Origin of the sequence: Panacagrimonas perspica, from assembly GCF_004364935.1 — a bacterium.
Classification (GTDB): Bacteria; Pseudomonadota; Gammaproteobacteria; order Nevskiales; family Nevskiaceae; genus Panacagrimonas; species Panacagrimonas perspica.
Genome location: NZ_SOBT01000010.1, coordinates 180,415 through 196,608, shown reverse-complemented (window position 1 = coordinate 196,608; position 16,194 = coordinate 180,415). Strand labels below are relative to the sequence as shown.

The following is a 16,194-nucleotide window of genomic DNA, read 5'->3' as shown; positions in this document are numbered from 1 at the left end:
ACACGCGGGGAGCGTCGTCATGAGCCAGATTGAGTTTCCGCGGTGGTCGAGTCCGGCCTCGGATGAATTCGCACCGGAGCGCTTCGAATTCACCGGGAACGGCGGCGAGTATTTCCGGATCTGGATCGTCAACATCACGCTGACGATCCTGACGCTCGGTATCTATTCCGCGTGGGCCAAGGTGCGCCGGCTGCAGTACTTCAGCCGTCACACGCGCGTCGCCGGCAGCGTCTTCGATTACCACGGCACCCCGATGGCGATCCTGATGGGCCGCCTGATCGCGCTCGGGCTCTTCGGTGTCTACAGCCTCGCCAACGCGGTGCCCGGACCGCTGACGCTGCTGGCGCTGGCGATGCTCGGCGGCGTGATGCCCCTGCTGCTGCGCAACTCGTTTCGTTTCCGTCTGCGCAACACCAGTTACCGCGGCCTGCGCTTCTCCTTTCGCGGAACGGTGGGCGAGGCCTACGTGGCCTTCCTGCTGTTCGGCATCCTGATGTTCGGCACGCTGTACCTGCTCGCGCCGATGTTCCATCAGCGCATGAAGTCCTACCAGCACGGCTTTGCGTGGTTCGGGCGCACGCAATTCCGGTTCGACGCCACCATCGGTGCGTTTTACAAGGTCTACCTGATCGTCGGCGGCGTCTTCCTGGTGGCGCTGATCGGGAGCATCGTCGCGTTCGGCGGGCTGATCGCGGGCACCGCGTCGATGCCGACCGGCGGCGAGAAGCCGGATTTCGCGGCCATCCTGCCGGTGCTGATGGCCGTGTTCGCGTTGTTCTTCGCGGCCTCGCTGCTCGTGACGCCGCTGTTCCAGGCCCTGATCGGGAATCTGGTGTGGAATCACACGCAGCTGGGCGAGCATCGTTTCCAGAGCACGCTGCGCTTCTGGCCGTTACTGGGCATCAGCCTGAGCAATTTCCTGCTCGTGCTGATCACGCTCGGTTTGTACATGCCCTGGGCGGCGGTCCGGCTCGCACGCTATCGCGCGCAGTGCATGGCCCTATTGCCCGCAGCGTCGCTGGACGAGTTCCTCGCCGATGTCGCGGTGGATGCCACCGCCACCGGCGAGGAAACCGCAGAACTGTTCGACATCGACATCGGCCTGTGAGCCTGCCGGGCAACTACTACGACGGGCGATCGGCGCAGCTTCATCGCGTTCGCCTGCTGCCGGTACGCGGCGAGGTATGGATACAGGGCGAGGGCTGGGAACGTCGCGAGCCGCTGGAGCAGGTCCAGATCGGCGAACGCCTGGGCGGCGCGCCGCGCGTTCTGCGCTTTGCCGACGGTGCGACCTGCGAGACGGCCGACGGTCCGGCATTCGCGGAATGGCTCGAGGCGATCGGCCATTCGGAAAGCGTCGTCGATCTCGCGCAGCGCAGCTGGATGCTCGCGATCGCCTCGATGGTGGTCGTCGTGCTGGCGGGATTCGCCGGCTATCGCTGGGGCTTGCCGTGGGCGGCCGAACGGCTTGCATATCGTGTGCCGGACGCGGTGACGGTGTTGCTCTCCGATCAGACGCTCGAGCTGCTCGACGACCATCTGCTGAAGCCGAGCACGCTGGATGCGCCGCGCCGGCAAGGGCTCGCTGCACAGTTCGGGCGGCTCGATGCCGATCATCGCGCCGAGCTGCTGTTCCGCTCCGGACCCGACGTCGGCCCGAACGCGATGGCGCTGCCGGACGGGCGCATCGTGCTGCTCGACGATCTGGTGGCCATCGCGAAGAACGACGAGGAGATTCTCGCGGTGCTCGCGCACGAGCTCGGCCACGTCGACCGGCGACACGGTTTGCGGATGATGATCCAGAGCAGCGTCGTGGGCGCTTTCGTCGCCTGGTGGATCGGGGATTTCAGTCCGCTGATCGCCGGCGCGCCGGCGGCGATCCTGCAGGCGCGGCATTCGCGCGATCTCGAAAGCCAGGCCGATGCGGATGCGGCGCGTCAGCTCCAGGCGCTGGGCATACCGCCCTCGCGCCTCGCCGACATGCTGGAGCGGATTGCGGCGGAACACGGCGAACGGACGTCGGACGACGACAAGAACACGCTGATGGACTATCTCGGCTCGCATCCAGCCACGCGCGACCGGATCCGTACGCTACGAGGAACGCCCCGGTAGCCCGGACGAAGTCCGGGGCTCGCTGTCGCCACCGCGATCGTGATCGCCAAGCGTTCGTTCAACGCCGACTCCGGGAACATCCGCGGCCTGAGCTACCTGGGCATCGCGGCGGTGAAGGGCTACTACCGGAGCGACGAATGCAAGGAAGGCGTCGAGGCTTCCAACGAGAAGCGCAAGCCGGACTTCAAGAAGTTGGTTTGATTCCTCGAAACAGAAGCAACGGCTAGCGCAAAGGCGCGGAGAAAAGCCGAGAAAGGACGCAAAGGATGTGTCATGCATTCCTTTGCGTCCTTTCTTTTTCCCTTTGCTCCTTTGCGTTCGCCTTTGTTGCTTTTTGACATCCTGAAAAGCCGATGAACGCCATCGACCCGAACATCCACACCGACGGATTCTTCGGACGGCAGAGCGGCGATCCCGGACTTCGTCCGGGCTACGGGGGCGACGGAGGAGAGGCGGACGTCCCCGAATCCGCCCGCGCCTGCGCGATCGCCGCGGTGAGCGACTCCGCCAGCTCGTCCATGTTGCGAAAGCCGGCCAGAGCGACGCGGCCGTTGTGGGCGCTGTGCAATTCGACGCGGCGTACCTTGCCGCCGGACAGGCGCACGCGCGCGATGCCGAGGTCGGCGTAGGGCATGCGGTGGCGGCCCACGCCGATCTGCAGTTCAAGCGCATCTGGCGCCAGGCGCAGGACCATCGTCTTGGCGCTGCGGCGCGCCCAGCGCAGCGACGACACCTCCACGGCGGCGTAGACCGCCAGGATCGCCACCGCGAAGCTCCAGGCGACGCGATGCATCGTCTGCGGCACCCAGGTGTTCACGACCGCGCCGAACAGCGCGACCAGCAGGAGCACCCCGCTGGCGCGTACCAGCAGGCTGCGCCGTGACGCGGCGACCACCGCGTCAGGGTCGATCTCAAACTCTCGTCGCAGGATCCGATTCGTGGCCATGGGCATCTTCAGAGTCGCACGGCGAACAGTGTGCGCGAACGGCGCCAGATGTAGGCCACCGTCGCGAAGGTCGCCGCCGCACCGAAGACGACCGAGGGCACGACGCCCAGCAGCTTGGCCGCGACCCCAGATTCGAAGGCACCGAGCTCGTTGGAGGCCGATACGAACACGCTGTTCACCGCGGCCACGCGACCGCGCATGTGGTCTTCGGTGAGGCTCTGCACGATGGTGCCGCGGATCACGACGCTGACGCTGTCGAACGCGCCGCTGGCGGCGAGCGCGACCATCGAGATCCAGAAGTTCGTCGAGAGTCCGAAGACCAGCGTCGCGACGCCGAAGCCGAGCACCGACCACAGCAGGTTGCGCCAGGCATGGCGCGTGGGCGGCCACCAGGCGCAGATCAGCATCGTCCCCACGGCGCCCACGGCGGGCGCCGCGCGAAGAATGCCCATGCCCTCGGGGCCGACGCGCAGGATGTCTTCCGCGAAGATCGGCAGGATCGCCATCACGCCGCCGAACAGCACCGAGAACATGTCGAGCGAGATCGAGTACAGGATGATCGGCGTGCGCCAGACATAGGCCAAGCCTTCGCCGAGGCTGCGCCACAGCGGGTCCTTCGACGCCACTTGCTTCGCGGCTGCCGGCGGATCGATGGCGCCGGTCAGCAGGATATTGATGACGATCAGTCCTACGACGACCGCCAGCGTGCCGGGAAGTCCGATCGCGGCGAACACGAAGCCGCCCAGCGCCGGACCGAGGATGGCGCCGGCCTGCCAGGACATGCTGCTCCACGTCGCCGAGTTGCCGTAGTGCTCGCGCGGCACCAGGAAGGGCTTGAGCGACGACGACGCCGGGCTGTACAGGCCGCGTGCGAGTCCTTCGATGAAGACCACGACGTAGATCAGTCCGGCGAGCAGCGCGTCGGACACGTGGCTGCGCATCAGCGACGCGAAGAACAGCAGCAGCGTGCCACTCATGAAGACCGCGCCGGCGACCTGCATCATCCGGCGCTTGTCGCGCCGGTCCGCCATGTGGCCGCCGAACAGCGCAAGGCCCATGAACGGGATCGCCTCGGCCAGTCCGAGCAGGCCCAGCGACAGCGGATCACGCGTCAGCAGGTAGAGCGTGTAGCCCAGTGCCACCCGCTGCATCTGGAGCCCGCAGGTGATGAGGAACGTGCCCCCCATCAGGTTGCGGAAATTGGGAATGCGCAGCGCCGCAAAAGCGTCGTGGCGCGGAACGGGTTCGGTCATGCGGGGGAGCGGCGACTACGGCGGCGTCGAAGCGGGCGAGGGATTGTCGCAGAGGACACCTCGCGGAGAGCCTTTTCCGGCTTTCAGCGCGCTGTCATTACGCGGTCACTTGTAGCCCGGGCGAAGCCCGGGACTCCCGCTTTGAGAAGGGAAAAGCCCCGGACTTCGTCCGGGCTACGGGTGCCACGAAAAAAGCCCGGGCACTTTCGTGCCCGGGCTCTCGTGACCGACTGCTATCGCGTGAGGCTTACCGCAGGCTGGCGCCCGGCTGGCTGAGCACGCGGAACTCGACGCGGCGGTTCTGCGCACGGCCCGCATCGGTGTCGTTGGTGGCCACCGGCTGTCCTTCGCCGTAGCCCTTCGACACCAGCTGGCTCGATCCGACGCCCTGGGAGATCAGGTACGACTTCACCGAAGCCGCGCGGCCGTTGGACAGGTTCAGGTTGTACGCATCGCTGCCCTTGGAATCCGTGTGCCCGGCGATCTCGACCCGCAGATCTTTCTGGCTCACCAGACCCTTCGCGACATCGTTGAGCACGCCCTTCGCATCCGCCGTCAGCGTCGCCTTGTTGAACTCGAAGTTGACGTTCTGCAGCACGATGGTCTGCGCATCCCGCACGCAACCCGTCGCGTCGACCTTCAGGCCCTTGGTTGTGTTGGGGCACTTGTCGAGGTAATCGGGCACGCCGTCGCCGTCGGAATCCAGCGGGCAACCGCGCGTATCCACCTGCACGCCCTTGGGTGTGTTCGGGCACTGATCGACCGAGTCGAGCACGCCGTCACCATCGCTGTCCTTCGGCTGCGCAGGCGGCGGGGGAGGAGGCGGGGGCGGCGGCGGAGCGGCGGCCTGCGGCTTCTGGAACGTGTACTGCAGGCCCAGGCCCGCAACGACGTCGTCGTAATGGCCGTCCGGAAGATCGGCTTTGCCGTCCGGGAAGAAGGCGACGTAGCGGCCTTCGGCACGCAGCGCCCAACCGCGACCCAGGTCGAACAGCATGCCGAGGCCGGCGTTCGCGTAGCCGTTGTCGGTTTTACCCAGATCGTCGCTCTTGGCGCGGTTGTAGCCACCGCCGATCAGGAAGAACGGGGCGACCTTGCCGCGGCTGAACGGCGCCATCAGGTCGATGCCGCCGCCGTACTGCTTGAGGTAGGCGAGATTGTCGTCCTCGGGGTCCGCGCCGTAGCCCCAGGCGTTGATCTCGAGGTTGAGGCCCGGCGTCAGCGGAAGGCCGAAATAGCCGCGCGCACCACCACCGTCGTCCAGGTTCAGGTCCTTGTCCGGAAAGTAGCCCAGGCCCATCAGGCCGACGTACTTGGAGTCGTCGAACGTCTGTGCGGATACGGCCGTGGCGGCCAGCGCCAGGGCCGAGCCCGCGCACCAAATTCCCAAGCTTTTTTTCACGTTGTTTCTCCCATCCGGTGTAGTTGGCCGCCGTCGCGCAGCGCTGCGGTGCTCACGGAGGCATTTTGGATTAAGCACGTGCGTTTTTGACCCGTCCGCATGAATCTCGACTGAACCGCCGTCAGCCCGGACTCAGGCGCGCGCGTGTTCCTTGGTGTCCAGGAAGCGCACTTCGGGATGGCGCTCGCGGGTCATCGACAGATTCACCGAAGAGCTCGCAAGGTAGACGAGGTCCCCGTAGTGGTCGCGCGCCATGCGCGTTTCGTTCTTGTCGACGAAGGCGTTGAACAGCGCCGGGTCCGGGCAATCGACCCATCGGGCGCAGTGGACCGAGACCGGTTCGAAGCTGGATTCCACGTTGTATTCGTCGCGCAGCCGGAACTGGACCACGTCGAACTGCAGCGTGCCGACGGCGCCCAGGATGATGTCGTTGTTGGTCAGCGGCCGGTACACCTGCGTGGCGCCCTCCTCGCAAAGCTGGTCGAGGCCCTTGTTCAACTGCTTGGCCTTCAGTGGATCGCGCAGCACCACGCGCCGGAACAGTTCGGGCGCGAAGTTGGGAATTCCGAGAAAGCGCAGCGTCTCGCCTTCGGTCAGCGCATCGCCGATGGCGATGTTGCCGTGGTTGTGCAGGCCGATGATGTCGCCGGGCCAGGCTTCTTCCACCGTCTCGCGATCCGAGGCCATGAAGGTCAGCGCACTGGAAATGCGCACCGGTCCGCCGAGGCGCACGCTGTGCAGCGCCATGCCGCGCCGGTAGGCGCCGGAGCACACGCGCAGGAACGCGACGCGGTCACGATGCTTGGGATCCATGTTCGCCTGGATCTTGAACACGAAGCCGCTGAACTTGCTTTCGGTGGGTTCCACATCGCGCGCGTCGGTGGCGCGCGGCTGCGGCGGCGGCGCCCATTCGACGAAGCCGTTCAAAAGTTCGCGAACGCCGAAATTGCTGATCGCCGAACCGAAGAAAACCGGCGTCAGCTTCGCGGCACGGTATTTGTCGAGATCGAACTCGGTGCCAGCCATCTGCAGCAGCTCGATCTCGTCGCGCAGCGTCTGGTAGCTCTGCCCGAATCGATCGCCCAGCCCGGGCGAGAGCAGGCCGTCGACGGTCTCGATCTCCGAGATGCGGTGCTTGTCGCCCGAATAGAGATAGAAGCGGTCCTCGAGCAGGTGATACACACCCTTGAACTCGCGGCCCATGCCCAACGGCCAGGTGATCGGCGTGCATTGCAGGCCCAGCACCTTCTCGATCTCGTCAAGCAGTTCCAGCGGCGGCCGGCCCTCGCGGTCGAGCTTGTTGACGAAGCTGATGATCGGCGTGTCGCGCAGGCGGCAGACTTCCATCAGCTTGATCGTGCGCGTCTCCACGCCCTTGGCGGCGTCGATGACCATCAGCGCCGAATCCACCGCCGTCAGCGTGCGGTAGGTGTCTTCGGAGAAGTCCTCGTGACCCGGCGTGTCGAGCAGGTTCACGATGCGGTCCTTGTACGGGAACTGCATCACCGAGGTCGTGATCGAGATGCCGCGCTGCTGTTCGAGCGCCATCCAGTCCGAGGTCGCGTGGCGCGTGGCCTTGCGGCCCTTCACGGTGCCGGCGAGCTGGATGGCGCCGCCGAACAGCAGCAGCTTTTCCGTGAGCGTGGTCTTGCCCGCGTCCGGGTGGCTGATGATCGCGAAGGTGCGGCGCAGCAGCGCCTGATCGGCAACGTTGGACATCGAAGGACCGCGAAACTCCGGAAAGGGCCGCGAGTTTACGGCTTGCGCCGTGTGCCGTTCAGGGGCGCCGGTGGCCGACGGCCCCCGGGGCTCAGGCGAATTCGTAGGCCGACAGGCTGATCGTGCCGTGGCTGAAGCCGCGAAACGTCGGCTGGGCTGCGCCGCCGGCCGCCAGCGCCGCGAACAGCGGCATCAGGTGCTCGTCGGTCGGGTGCGCGTGCACGGCGTTCGGCGCCTGCTGGCGATAACGCGCCAGGGCCGCCTCGTCGCGGCGGACCAGGTTCTCGGCGATCCAGTCGTCGAAAGCCTGCGCCCAGGGCTGGACCGGCGCGTATTCGTTGCCGAAATCCAGGTCGCCGAGGTTGTGCGTGATGCTGCCCGTGCCGATGACGATGCAGCCCTCGTCGGTGAACGGCTTCAGCGCGCGGCCCAGCGCGAGGTGAGGTTCAGGCCCGGCGCGCGTGCTCGCCACCGGAATCACCGGGACGTCGGCGTTCGGCCACAGCAGGCGCAGCGGCACCCAGATGCCGTGATCGATGCGGGCATCGTCCGAGACCTGGCTCGGCAGGCCCTGGTCGCGAATGGCCGCGGACACGCGGTCCGCCAGGGCCGGGTCGCCCGGCGGGGAATACTGCAACGCGTACAGCGGGGCCGGGAAGCCCTGGAAGTCGTGCCATGCGGTGAAGCGTTCGCTGCCGCCCACGTCGAAGCCGGCGGCGTAGCGATGCGGCGAGACCACGATCACCGCGCGCGGCGTGGCCAGCCGCAGGCCGAGGGTCCGCATCGCCTGCGTGGCGGGATGGGCGCTCAGGGCCAGCGTCGGTGCGCCGTGGCCGAGGAACAGGCTGCGCGGGTTGGGGGCGGTGGTCATGCAGACATGGTGGTGGCGCATGGGGGCCCGATCAAGGGCCGTCGATCGAGAAGTCCGGCGCGTCACGCGAGCGCGCGCACCCTTCCGCTACAGTTGCCGCATGACCCCGGGGATGACCGCCGAGCCCACCTCCGCACTGCCGCGCGGCCGGGTCACTTTCGTCATCACCGACATCGAGGGTTCGACCGGGCTGCTGCGCCGGCTTGGCGACGATTTCCGTTCGTTGATGTTCCGCCACCGCGAGCTCGTCAGCGAGGCCACGCGCGCTCATGGCGGCCATGTCGTCGGACACGAGGGGGATGCCTGCTTCTGCGTCTTCACCGATGCAGCGGGCGCGATCTGTGCCTGTCTGCAGGCGCAGGCGGCCATCGACGCACAGGCCTGGCCGCAGGACGTGCGCCTGGCGATCCGCGTCGGCGTGCACACCGGCGAGGCCGAGCCTTACGGCGACAGCTACATCTCGCTGGCGGTCCACCAGACCGCGCGCGTCTCGGCAGCGGGCCACGGCGGCCAGGTGCTGGTCTCCACCGCGACCGGCGAGGCGGCCGCCGGGCGGCTTCCCGATGGCTGCAGTCTGCGCGATCTCGGCAGCTTCCGGCTGAAGGATTTTCCGCAGCCGGAGCGTCTGCTGCAGCTCTGCCACCCGGGTTTGCGATCCGAGTTCCCCCTGCCCAGGACGCTGTCGGTCCGCGGACACAACCTGCCGCGCTCGGCCACCTCGTTCATCGGACGCGTCGACGAGCGCGCGCGCCTCGGGCAACTGCTGCGCGAGCGCAGCCTGGTCACTGCCGTCGGCCCCGGAGGGGTCGGCAAGACGCGACTGGCGCTCGAGGTCGGCGGCGACCTGCTGCCGTTCTTCGGCGATGGCGTGTGGCTGGTCGAGCTGGCTCCTGCGCACGACGACGAAACGGCGATACGCGCCTGTGCGTACGCCCTGGGCATCGCCGAAGAAGGCGAGCGGCCGCTGCTGGATTCGATCGCCGCATACCTCGAATCGCGATCGGTCCTGCTGATCCTCGACAACTGCGAGCACCTGCTGGCCATTGCCGCGCGCATCGCCGGCACGCTGGCGGCGGCCGCGGGAGTGCGGGTGCTGGCGACGTCGCGTGAGCCGCTGTACCTGTCGGGCGAGCAGGTGCTGCGAATGGATCCGCTGGCGACGCAGGGCGAGGGCGGCGAGCTGTCCGAGGCTGCGCGCCTGCTGGTCGAGCGCATCCATTCGCACCGCGCGGACTTCACGCTCGACAGCCGCACGGCGGAATCCGTCGGCGAGATCTGCCGCCGCCTCGACGGCATGCCGCTGGCGCTGGAACTGGCGGCCAGCCGTGCCCGCGCCCTGCCCGTCGGCGAGATCGCGCTGCGTCTGAAGGATCGCTTCCGCCTGCTGTCCGGCAGCGCGCGCGATACCGGGTCGCGCCACCGGACGCTGCGCGCCACCGTGGAGTGGAGCTACGAAACACTGTCTGCGTCGGAGCGGCTGCTGTTCGATCGTCTCGCCGTGTTCGCCGACGGCTGGGACCTCGCTGCGGCCGAGGCCGTGTGCGCCGGCGATGGCTTGCCGGTGGAAGACATGGCCGACCTGCTGACCGCGCTGGTCGACAAATCGCTGGTCACGTATCGCCTGGGATTCCCTGCCAGTGACGATCACCGCTACGGGATGCTCGAGACGCTGCGCGAGTTCGCCCGCGAGAAACTTCACGCCGGCGATTCGCTGGGTGTGCAGCGTGGGCTGCTGGCCTGGGCCCTGACGATGGCGCGGAACGCGGTGCCGCGCATCACCGGTGCCCAGGGGCCGCAATGGATGCAGCGCCTCGTGCTCGAGCAGGACAACCTGCGCGCGGCGCTGGACATCGGCCATCGCCTCGGTGCGCACGACCCGACCATCCGGCTGACGACGGCGCTGGCGCATTTCTGGATCAAGCGTGGACGCCTGCAGGAAGGCATCGAATGGACGCAGCGAGCCGAGGCCCTGCCCAGCGATGATCCGCAGGCGCGGGCGCATCTGCTGATCGCGCTCGGGCGCCTGTTGCGCGGATCCGAGCCCGCGCGCGTCGAGAGCCTGCTGCGCGAAGCGCTGCGACTGGCGATCCAGATGAACGACGTGCAGACGCGTGTCGAGGCGCTGAAACAGCTCACCACCTGCGCGCGCGATCGTGGCGATTACGCGGCGGCCGAGACGCTGCTGCTCGAGCAGTCGCAGATCCTCGCGGGCGTCGACGATCCGTATCGCCGGTTCGTCGTCGACACCGAGCTCGCCACGCTGATGCTGCAGCAGAGCCGCTATGCCGAGGCGGTGCCGCGGCTGCGCGAGCGGCTTGCGGAGGCCGAGCTTCGCGGCTGGCGTTTCGATCGCGCGCGCCTGTCGAACAATCTCGCGGTGGGGCTGATCGAGATCGGCGAATACGACGAGGCGCTGCGCCTGGCCACCGCCGGCGCCGACACGTTTCGCGAACTCGGCAGCCTCGAAGGCGTCGCGCACGTGTTGTCGACGGCCGGGCTGGCGCTGCTGCGCAAGGGCGACATCGCACAGGCGCGCCGCAACTTCGTCGAGGTCGGCCGCATCTCGCTGGAGGTCGGCGCCTCGCATCTGGCGCCCGAAGCGCTCGAGCGGCTCGCCGCGGTGGAAATTCAGACCGCGGGGAACGAGCCCCTTGCGGCGCGCTATGCCTTTGCCGCCGACGCGCTGTATGCCGAGGTCGGCTACGAGCGCGAGCCGGCGGACAAGGCGCTGCGCGATGAACTGCAGGCGCGGCTCGAAGGCTGCCTGGACGGCGACCTGCTGTGCAGGATCCGGTCCTACGCGATGTTGCAGGCGCGCGACGTGCTGTCCGAAGCCGTCGGCGCGCGCACCCCGTAGCCCGGGCGAAGCCCGGGATCCTGTTTCATCGATCAGGAAAACCCCGGGCTTCGCCCGGGCTACGGGGGCACGAAGACTTCGCGCACGTTCGGGAACATGTGAGAACCCGCGACCGCCGACGTCGTCGCACACGCGAATGACAAAGCGCGGCAAGGGGCGGATCATTCACGACGTCGGAGGAGCAGCCCTTCGCGTCCTGCACAAGACTCGGTACGAGCGGTGGGCCGCGACGAATATCAGAGGACGTACGTGGACGCTCTGCTGCTGTCGCGAATCCAGTTCGGCTTCACCATCGGATTCCACATCCTGTTTCCGACGCTGACCATTGGTCTGGCCTGGTTCCTGGTGTGCTTCGAAGCGGCGTGGCGGCGCACGCAGCGCGCCTACTGGCTCGAGCTCTACCGGTTCTGGGTCAAGATCTTCGCGCTGACGTTCGGCATGGGCGTGGTCTCGGGTCTGGTGCTGAGCTACGAGATCGGGACCAACTTCTCGCGTTTCTCCGACCTGGCCGGGCCGGTGCTGGGCCCCTTGCTGTCGGTCGAAGTGCTGACCGCGTTCTTCGTCGAAGCGGGCTTCCTCGGCATCATGCTGTTCGGCTGGGACAAGGTTGGTCCGCGCCTGCATTTCCTCGCGAGCCTTCTGGTGGCGCTGGGCACGACGAACTCCGCGTTCTGGGTCCTGTCGGCCAACAGCTTCATGCACACGCCGCAGGGCGCCGAGTGGATCAACGGACAACTCGTGCCGACGGACTGGTGGGCTGTCGTGTTCAATCCCTCGTTCCCGTACCGGCTCACGCACATGCTGCTGGCATCGTCGATCACCGCCTCGCTCGTCGTGGCCGGCGGATCGGCATGGTGCCTGTGGAAGGACGTGTATCGAGGCGCGGGGCTCGCGGGTCTGCGCACGGCGATCACGGTGCTGGCCATCGCGGCGCCGCTGCAGATCGTCGTCGGCGATTTCCACGGCCTCAACGTGCGGGAACATCAGCCGATCAAGGTCGCGGCGATGGAAGGCCTGTGGCACACCACGCGCGGCGCGCCGCTGCTGGTGTTCGCCATTCCCGACCAGAAGGCGCAGCAGAATCATTTCGAGATCGCCGTTCCGAAGCTCGCGAGCCTGATCCTGTCGCACGATCTGGATGGCGAGATCCAGGGACTCGGCTCGGTGCCGCCGGAGATGCAGCCGCCGGTGCTGCCGGTGTTCTTCGGTTTCCGCGTGATGGCGGGGCTGGGATTCCTGTTCCTGCTGCTCGGCGCCTGGGGTGTGTGGCGATGGGTCGGCGGCAAGCTCGAGCAGGATCGCCTGATGTTGCGCGCGTTCGTGGTCGCCACGCCGCTGGGTTTCATCGCGACGCTCGCCGGATGGATCGTGGCCGAGACCGGTCGCCAGCCCTGGCTCGTGCATGGGCTGATCCGCACGCACGAGGGCGTCTCGGATATTCCGGCCGCGTCGGTGGCGACGTCGTTGACGATCTTCGTGCTGGTCTACGGCCTGCTGTTGATCGCCTACCTGTACTACGTGTTCAAGCTCGTGCAGACCGGGCCGAGCCTGCCGACGATCCACCCCGAAGTCATGCGCGGCGCGCGGCCCGCGGAGCTGACGCAGGATCCGCCGTCGGTGGGCGTCAAGGAGAACCTCTGACATGGACCTGACGCTCGTGCTGGCCGGCGTGATCGTGTTCGGCGTCGGTGCCTACGTCATTCTTGACGGCTTCGATCTGGGTGTCGGCATCCTGTTTCCGCTGATGCCCGACGAGGACACGCGCGACACGGCGATCGCCTGCATCGCGCCGATCTGGGACGGCAACGAGACCTGGCTGATCCTGGGCGGCATCGTGCTGTTCGCCGCGTTTCCGCTGGCCTACGCCATCGCGTTGCCGGCGTTCTACGTGCCGATCATGACGCTGCTGTTCGCGCTGATCTTCCGCGGCGTGGCCTTCGAGTTTCGCGTGAAGGCCAAGGCCACGCGGCACTGGTGGAATCGCGCGTTCTCGGTGGGATCGACGGTGGCTGCCTTCAGCCAGGGCCTGCTGCTGGGCGGGCTGCTCGAAGGCGTGAAGATCCAGGGCCGCCAGTTCGCCGGCGGGCCGTTCGACTGGCTGACGCCGTTCTCGATCGTCGTCGGCGTCGGTGTCGTCGGCGGCTACGCGCTGCTGGGAGCGACCTGGCTGAACCTGAAGACGGAAGGAGAGCTGCAGGGGTTTGCGAAGCGTGCCGCCACGCGCGCGTTGCTGGTCTCGCTGCTGGTCCTGACGGTGGTGTCGATCTACACGCCGCTGAAATTTCCGGCGATCGCGGAACGCTGGTTCGGCGGCACCCATTGGTTGAGCCTGTCGCCGGTGCCGATCGCGACGGCGGTCGTGGCGATCTCGCTGTATCGCGAGATCCGCAACCAGGCGCACTACGCCCCGTTCTTCTACGCGATCGCGTTGTTCGCGCTGGGCTACATCGGCATCGGCATCAGCCTGTGGCCGCACATCGTGCCGCCGAGCCTGACGGTGCACGCGGCCGCGGCGCCCGAGACGTCGCAGCGCTTCGTGCTGGTGGCGCTGGCCTTCTCGCTGCCGATGGTGATGATCTACACGGCGTACGCGTATTGGGTGTTCCGCGGCAAGGTCAAGCCGGGAGCCAGCTATGCCCACTGAAACGCCGCCGGATTCTGGCGGGCGTCAGTGGCTATGGTTCGTGTTGATCTGGGCGACGGGTGTCGCGCTGTTCGGTGGGGTGGTGTTCGTGCTGAAGGCGGTGATGGCGCGGATCGTCGGAGGCTGACGATCGCGTAGCCCGGACGCAGTCCGGGATCCGTCTTCGAGCCACGAAAAGATCCCGGACTGCGTCCGGGCTATGGAACGAGGCGGAGCGACATGATCTCGCTGGCACAAGGGCTGATGGCAGCAAGCGCCGCGATGGCGTTCTCGATGGGAACCGGACATCTGTGGCTGACATTCGCATCGCGCAAGTTCCATCCGCGTGATCCGCAGACCGAAGTGCGGATGAAGCAGGACGCGCCTCAGCTCACGCGCAGGACGAGCATGTGGAACGCCTGGATCGGGTTCAACGGCAGCCACAGCATGGGTCCGATGCTGTTCGGCGCCATCTATGCGTACCTCGCGCTGTTCCATGGCGCGATGCTATTCGCGTCGACGTTCCTGCTCGGCCTGGGTTTGCTGACCTTGCTCGGCTACCTGGTGCTGGGACTGCGCTACTGGTTCCGGATGCCGGTCACGGGGTTGCTGATCGCGACAGCGTGCTATCTGGGCGCGATAGCGGTGGCGCCAGTCGGCGCCACCGTAGCCCGGACGCAGTCCGGGAGCCATTCGATACCGGAGTGACACCCCGGACTTCGTCCGGGCTACGGAAGCGGTGTTCCGCTTCAGCCGTGACGCGTGCCGAGCAGGATGTCGCGCTCGCGCAAGCCGGCGAGCATGCCGCGACCGGCCTCGACGATCTGCGAAGGCTCCGGATGCTGCAACTCACCCGCGATCTGCAGCAGCAGCGTGCGCCCGCTGGCCTGCGGGTTCTCTTCGATCAATTGCATCAGCCGCGCACTGACGGCATTGATCTCCATGAATTTCACGTCGTCCTGACGCGTGCGGTAGACGACCAGGTAGGTGGGCTGCGCCGGCGGCTGCGTCGGCTGCACGTCCGGCCCGATGCGGTGAACCGGCCACACGTAGGCCAGCGGCCAGGCCAGCGGCGACAGGGCCGGCGGCTGCTCCAGCGGATCGCCATTGGGATCGGCCAGCTCCGGCGTCAGCTCCGCTTCGGAAATGCCCAGCGCCAGTTCGACCCACTCGTAGTGCGCCAGCTCGGCGAGAAACGGCGGATCGTCCGGATGCTCGCCGCGCTCGTGCTGCAGGAAATTCAGGAACTCCTCGGCGAGCCGGTAGAACTGCGGCGCGGAAGAGCGATGGCGCGCGTAGAAATCGCGCACGCGGGCATGCCAGACCGTGTCGGCGGACAGCGCGCGGATCACCGGGAAGGCGTTCGCGAGAAAATCCTCGACGTTGTTGTAGAACAGGTCGCGATAGATCTTCAGCCGCCGGTCTTCGATGCCCTCGGGCGGCGGATGGCGCGACGGATCCCGCAGGTGCGCAGAAAAGCGCGCCTGCAGCGTCCGCAGATCAGGCTGCTGCGCGGCGGGACTGCGGGTCACGGCGATGGCGTGCCTGGAGGTGGTGGATCTGATCCAGCTCGCGCATCAGTTCCGGCAGCGGCGGAATGTTGAAGTCGCGCTCGAGCAGCGTCGGCACCGGACCGAGCTTCGCGTAGGTGCGTTCGAGCAGCGCCCACACCGGCTCGACGACATCCGAGCCGTGCGTGTCGACGCGCAGGTCTTCGGCCTCGACGTAATGTCCGGCGACGTGCACGTAGCGCACGCGCTCCAGCGGAAGCTGATCCAGAAAGCGGTCGGGGTCGTAGCGATGGTTGATGCTGTTGACCCAGAGATTGTTGACGTCGAGCAGCAGATCGCAATCGGCGCGTTCGATGACGGCGCGAATGAACTCGATCTCGCTGAGTTGCTGACCCGGCGCCGCGTAGTAGCTCGCGTTCTCCAGGGCGATGCGGCGCTCGAGGATGTCCTGCACGCGGCGAACGCGCGCGGCGACGTACTCGACCGCTTCGTCGGTGAACGGAATCGGCATCAGGTCGTACAGGTGTCCGTCGTCGGAGCACCACGTCAGATGTTCGGTGTAGTCCGCGATGCGGTGAAGGTCGAGGAAGGCCTTGAGCCCGCGCACGAAGTCTTCGTCCAGTGGAGCCGGGCCGCCGATCGAGAGCGACAGGCCGTGTGTGACGAACTTGAAGCGCTCGGTGAACGAGCGGAACTTGCGTCCCAGGCGGCCACCCACGCCCATCCAGTTTTCGGGCGCGACCTCGAGAAAGCCGATGCCCGACGCGGATGCTTCGGCGTCGGCGAGCGGGGTCAGCAATTCACGTCGAAGGCCGAGACCCGCACCTTGAACGTGTGGCGTGATCGCCGTCATGCGGTTCGAGTCGATGGGATGATCCAAAGAGTGCGATGCAGCCGGAC

At 67.2% G+C, this 16,194-nt stretch carries 15 protein-coding genes; 8 read left to right on the top strand and 7 right to left on the bottom strand.

What is annotated here, in order from left to right; all coding sequences use genetic code 11:
• Positions 1 to 19 precede the first annotated feature (19 nt).
• The 3 genes from DFR24_RS17630 to DFR24_RS17620 are packed head-to-tail and all read left to right on the top strand — an operon-like array spanning position 20 to position 2,313.
• On the top strand, positions 20 to 1,108 hold the full coding sequence (locus DFR24_RS17630; protein WP_133882736.1) for a YjgN family protein: 1,089 nt from the start codon (positions 20 to 22) through the stop codon (positions 1,106 to 1,108).
• Positions 1,105 to 2,112 carry a M48 family metallopeptidase gene (locus DFR24_RS17625; RefSeq protein WP_133882735.1) on the top strand — a complete coding sequence of 336 codons (1,008 nt, stop codon included), beginning with the start codon at positions 1,105 to 1,107 and terminating at the stop codon, positions 2,110 to 2,112. Before DFR24_RS17630 ends, DFR24_RS17625 begins: the two co-directional genes overlap by 4 nt.
• 39 nt (positions 2,113 to 2,151) lie before the next feature.
• Positions 2,152 to 2,313, top strand: a complete 162-nt coding sequence (locus DFR24_RS17620; RefSeq protein ID WP_210772375.1) for a hypothetical protein — start codon at positions 2,152 to 2,154, stop codon at positions 2,311 to 2,313.
• 229 nt (positions 2,314 to 2,542) lie between these two features.
• On the opposite strand, the gene DFR24_RS17615 is transcribed toward DFR24_RS17620, so the two are convergent.
• From DFR24_RS17615 to DFR24_RS17595, 5 genes are all read right to left on the bottom strand, one after another.
• Positions 2,543 to 3,058 carry a hypothetical protein gene (locus tag DFR24_RS17615; RefSeq protein WP_133882734.1) on the bottom strand — a complete coding sequence of 172 codons (516 nt, stop codon included), beginning with the start codon at positions 3,056 to 3,058 and terminating at the stop codon, positions 2,543 to 2,545.
• A gap of 8 nt (positions 3,059 to 3,066) precedes the next feature.
• Entirely contained in the window at positions 3,067 to 4,311 is a 1,245-nt protein-coding gene (locus DFR24_RS17610) for an MFS transporter (protein WP_133882733.1), read from the bottom strand.
• 247 nt (positions 4,312 to 4,558) lie between these two features.
• Entirely contained in the window at positions 4,559 to 5,713 is a 1,155-nt protein-coding gene (locus DFR24_RS17605; RefSeq protein ID WP_211346628.1) for an OmpA family protein, read from the bottom strand.
• 132 nt (positions 5,714 to 5,845) lie between these two features.
• A complete protein-coding gene (locus tag DFR24_RS17600; RefSeq protein WP_133882732.1) occupies positions 5,846 to 7,432 on the bottom strand; it encodes a peptide chain release factor 3 in 1,587 nt (528 codons plus the stop codon).
• Between the two features lie 91 nt (positions 7,433 to 7,523).
• Positions 7,524 to 8,303, bottom strand: a complete 780-nt coding sequence (locus DFR24_RS17595; protein WP_162851296.1) for a DODA-type extradiol aromatic ring-opening family dioxygenase — start codon at positions 8,301 to 8,303, stop codon at positions 7,524 to 7,526.
• 112 nt (positions 8,304 to 8,415) lie between these two features.
• On the opposite strand from DFR24_RS17595, the gene DFR24_RS17590 reads away from it, so the two are divergent.
• The 5 genes from DFR24_RS17590 (at position 8,416) to DFR24_RS17575 (ending at position 14,491) form a co-directional block, all read left to right on the top strand.
• Positions 8,416 to 11,160, top strand: a complete 2,745-nt coding sequence (locus tag DFR24_RS17590; RefSeq protein ID WP_162851295.1) for an adenylate/guanylate cyclase domain-containing protein — start codon at positions 8,416 to 8,418, stop codon at positions 11,158 to 11,160.
• A 249-nt stretch (positions 11,161 to 11,409) separates the two neighbouring features.
• Complete coding sequence (locus DFR24_RS17585) at positions 11,410 to 12,801, top strand: cytochrome ubiquinol oxidase subunit I (protein WP_133882729.1); 1,392 nt, start codon at positions 11,410 to 11,412, stop codon at positions 12,799 to 12,801.
• A 1-nt stretch (position 12,802) separates the two neighbouring features.
• Positions 12,803 to 13,804, top strand: a complete 1,002-nt coding sequence (cydB, locus tag DFR24_RS17580; protein WP_133882728.1) for a cytochrome d ubiquinol oxidase subunit II — start codon at positions 12,803 to 12,805, stop codon at positions 13,802 to 13,804.
• Positions 13,794 to 13,931 carry a hypothetical protein gene (locus DFR24_RS24490; protein WP_162851294.1) on the top strand — a complete coding sequence of 46 codons (138 nt, stop codon included), beginning with the start codon at positions 13,794 to 13,796 and terminating at the stop codon, positions 13,929 to 13,931. Before cydB ends, DFR24_RS24490 begins: the two co-directional genes overlap by 11 nt.
• A gap of 92 nt (positions 13,932 to 14,023) precedes the next feature.
• Positions 14,024 to 14,491 carry an LIC_13387 family protein gene (locus DFR24_RS17575; RefSeq protein WP_210772552.1) on the top strand — a complete coding sequence of 156 codons (468 nt, stop codon included), beginning with the start codon at positions 14,024 to 14,026 and terminating at the stop codon, positions 14,489 to 14,491.
• A gap of 41 nt (positions 14,492 to 14,532) precedes the next feature.
• Here DFR24_RS17575 and DFR24_RS17570 read toward each other — a convergent pair whose 3' ends face one another.
• Both DFR24_RS17570 and DFR24_RS17565 read right to left on the bottom strand, forming a co-directional pair.
• Positions 14,533 to 15,315, bottom strand: coding sequence for an HvfC family RiPP maturation protein (locus DFR24_RS17570; protein ID WP_133882727.1), 783 nt, complete (start codon positions 15,313 to 15,315; stop codon positions 14,533 to 14,535).
• On the bottom strand, positions 15,284 to 16,147 hold the full coding sequence (locus DFR24_RS17565; protein ID WP_133882726.1) for an HvfB family MNIO-type RiPP peptide maturase: 864 nt from the start codon (positions 16,145 to 16,147) through the stop codon (positions 15,284 to 15,286). The genes DFR24_RS17570 and DFR24_RS17565 overlap by 32 nt, the downstream gene beginning before the upstream one ends.
• Between the last annotated feature and the right edge of the window lie 47 nt (positions 16,148 to 16,194).

What these genes read in the sequence shown, in the direction of transcription:
- DFR24_RS17630 (WP_133882736.1), top strand. Translation starts at nt 20, where the DNA reads ATGAGCCAGATTGAGTTTCCGCGGTGGTCGAGTCCGGCCTCGGATGAA.
- DFR24_RS17615 (WP_133882734.1), bottom strand. Translation starts at nt 3,058, where the DNA reads ATGGCCACGAATCGGATCCTGCGACGAGAGTTTGAGATCGACCCTGAC.
- DFR24_RS17610 (WP_133882733.1), bottom strand. Translation starts at nt 4,311, where the DNA reads ATGACCGAACCCGTTCCGCGCCACGACGCTTTTGCGGCGCTGCGCATT.
- DFR24_RS17600 (WP_133882732.1), bottom strand. Translation starts at nt 7,432, where the DNA reads ATGTCCAACGTTGCCGATCAGGCGCTGCTGCGCCGCACCTTCGCGATC.
- DFR24_RS17595 (WP_162851296.1), bottom strand. Translation starts at nt 8,303, where the DNA reads ATGACCACCGCCCCCAACCCGCGCAGCCTGTTCCTCGGCCACGGCGCA.
- DFR24_RS17590 (WP_162851295.1), top strand. Translation starts at nt 8,416, where the DNA reads ATGACCGCCGAGCCCACCTCCGCACTGCCGCGCGGCCGGGTCACTTTC.
- cydB (WP_133882728.1), top strand. Translation starts at nt 12,803, where the DNA reads ATGGACCTGACGCTCGTGCTGGCCGGCGTGATCGTGTTCGGCGTCGGT.
- DFR24_RS24490 (WP_162851294.1), top strand. Translation starts at nt 13,794, where the DNA reads ATGCCCACTGAAACGCCGCCGGATTCTGGCGGGCGTCAGTGGCTATGG.
- DFR24_RS17575 (WP_210772552.1), top strand. Translation starts at nt 14,024, where the DNA reads ATGATCTCGCTGGCACAAGGGCTGATGGCAGCAAGCGCCGCGATGGCG.
- DFR24_RS17565 (WP_133882726.1), bottom strand. Translation starts at nt 16,147, where the DNA reads ATGACGGCGATCACGCCACACGTTCAAGGTGCGGGTCTCGGCCTTCGA.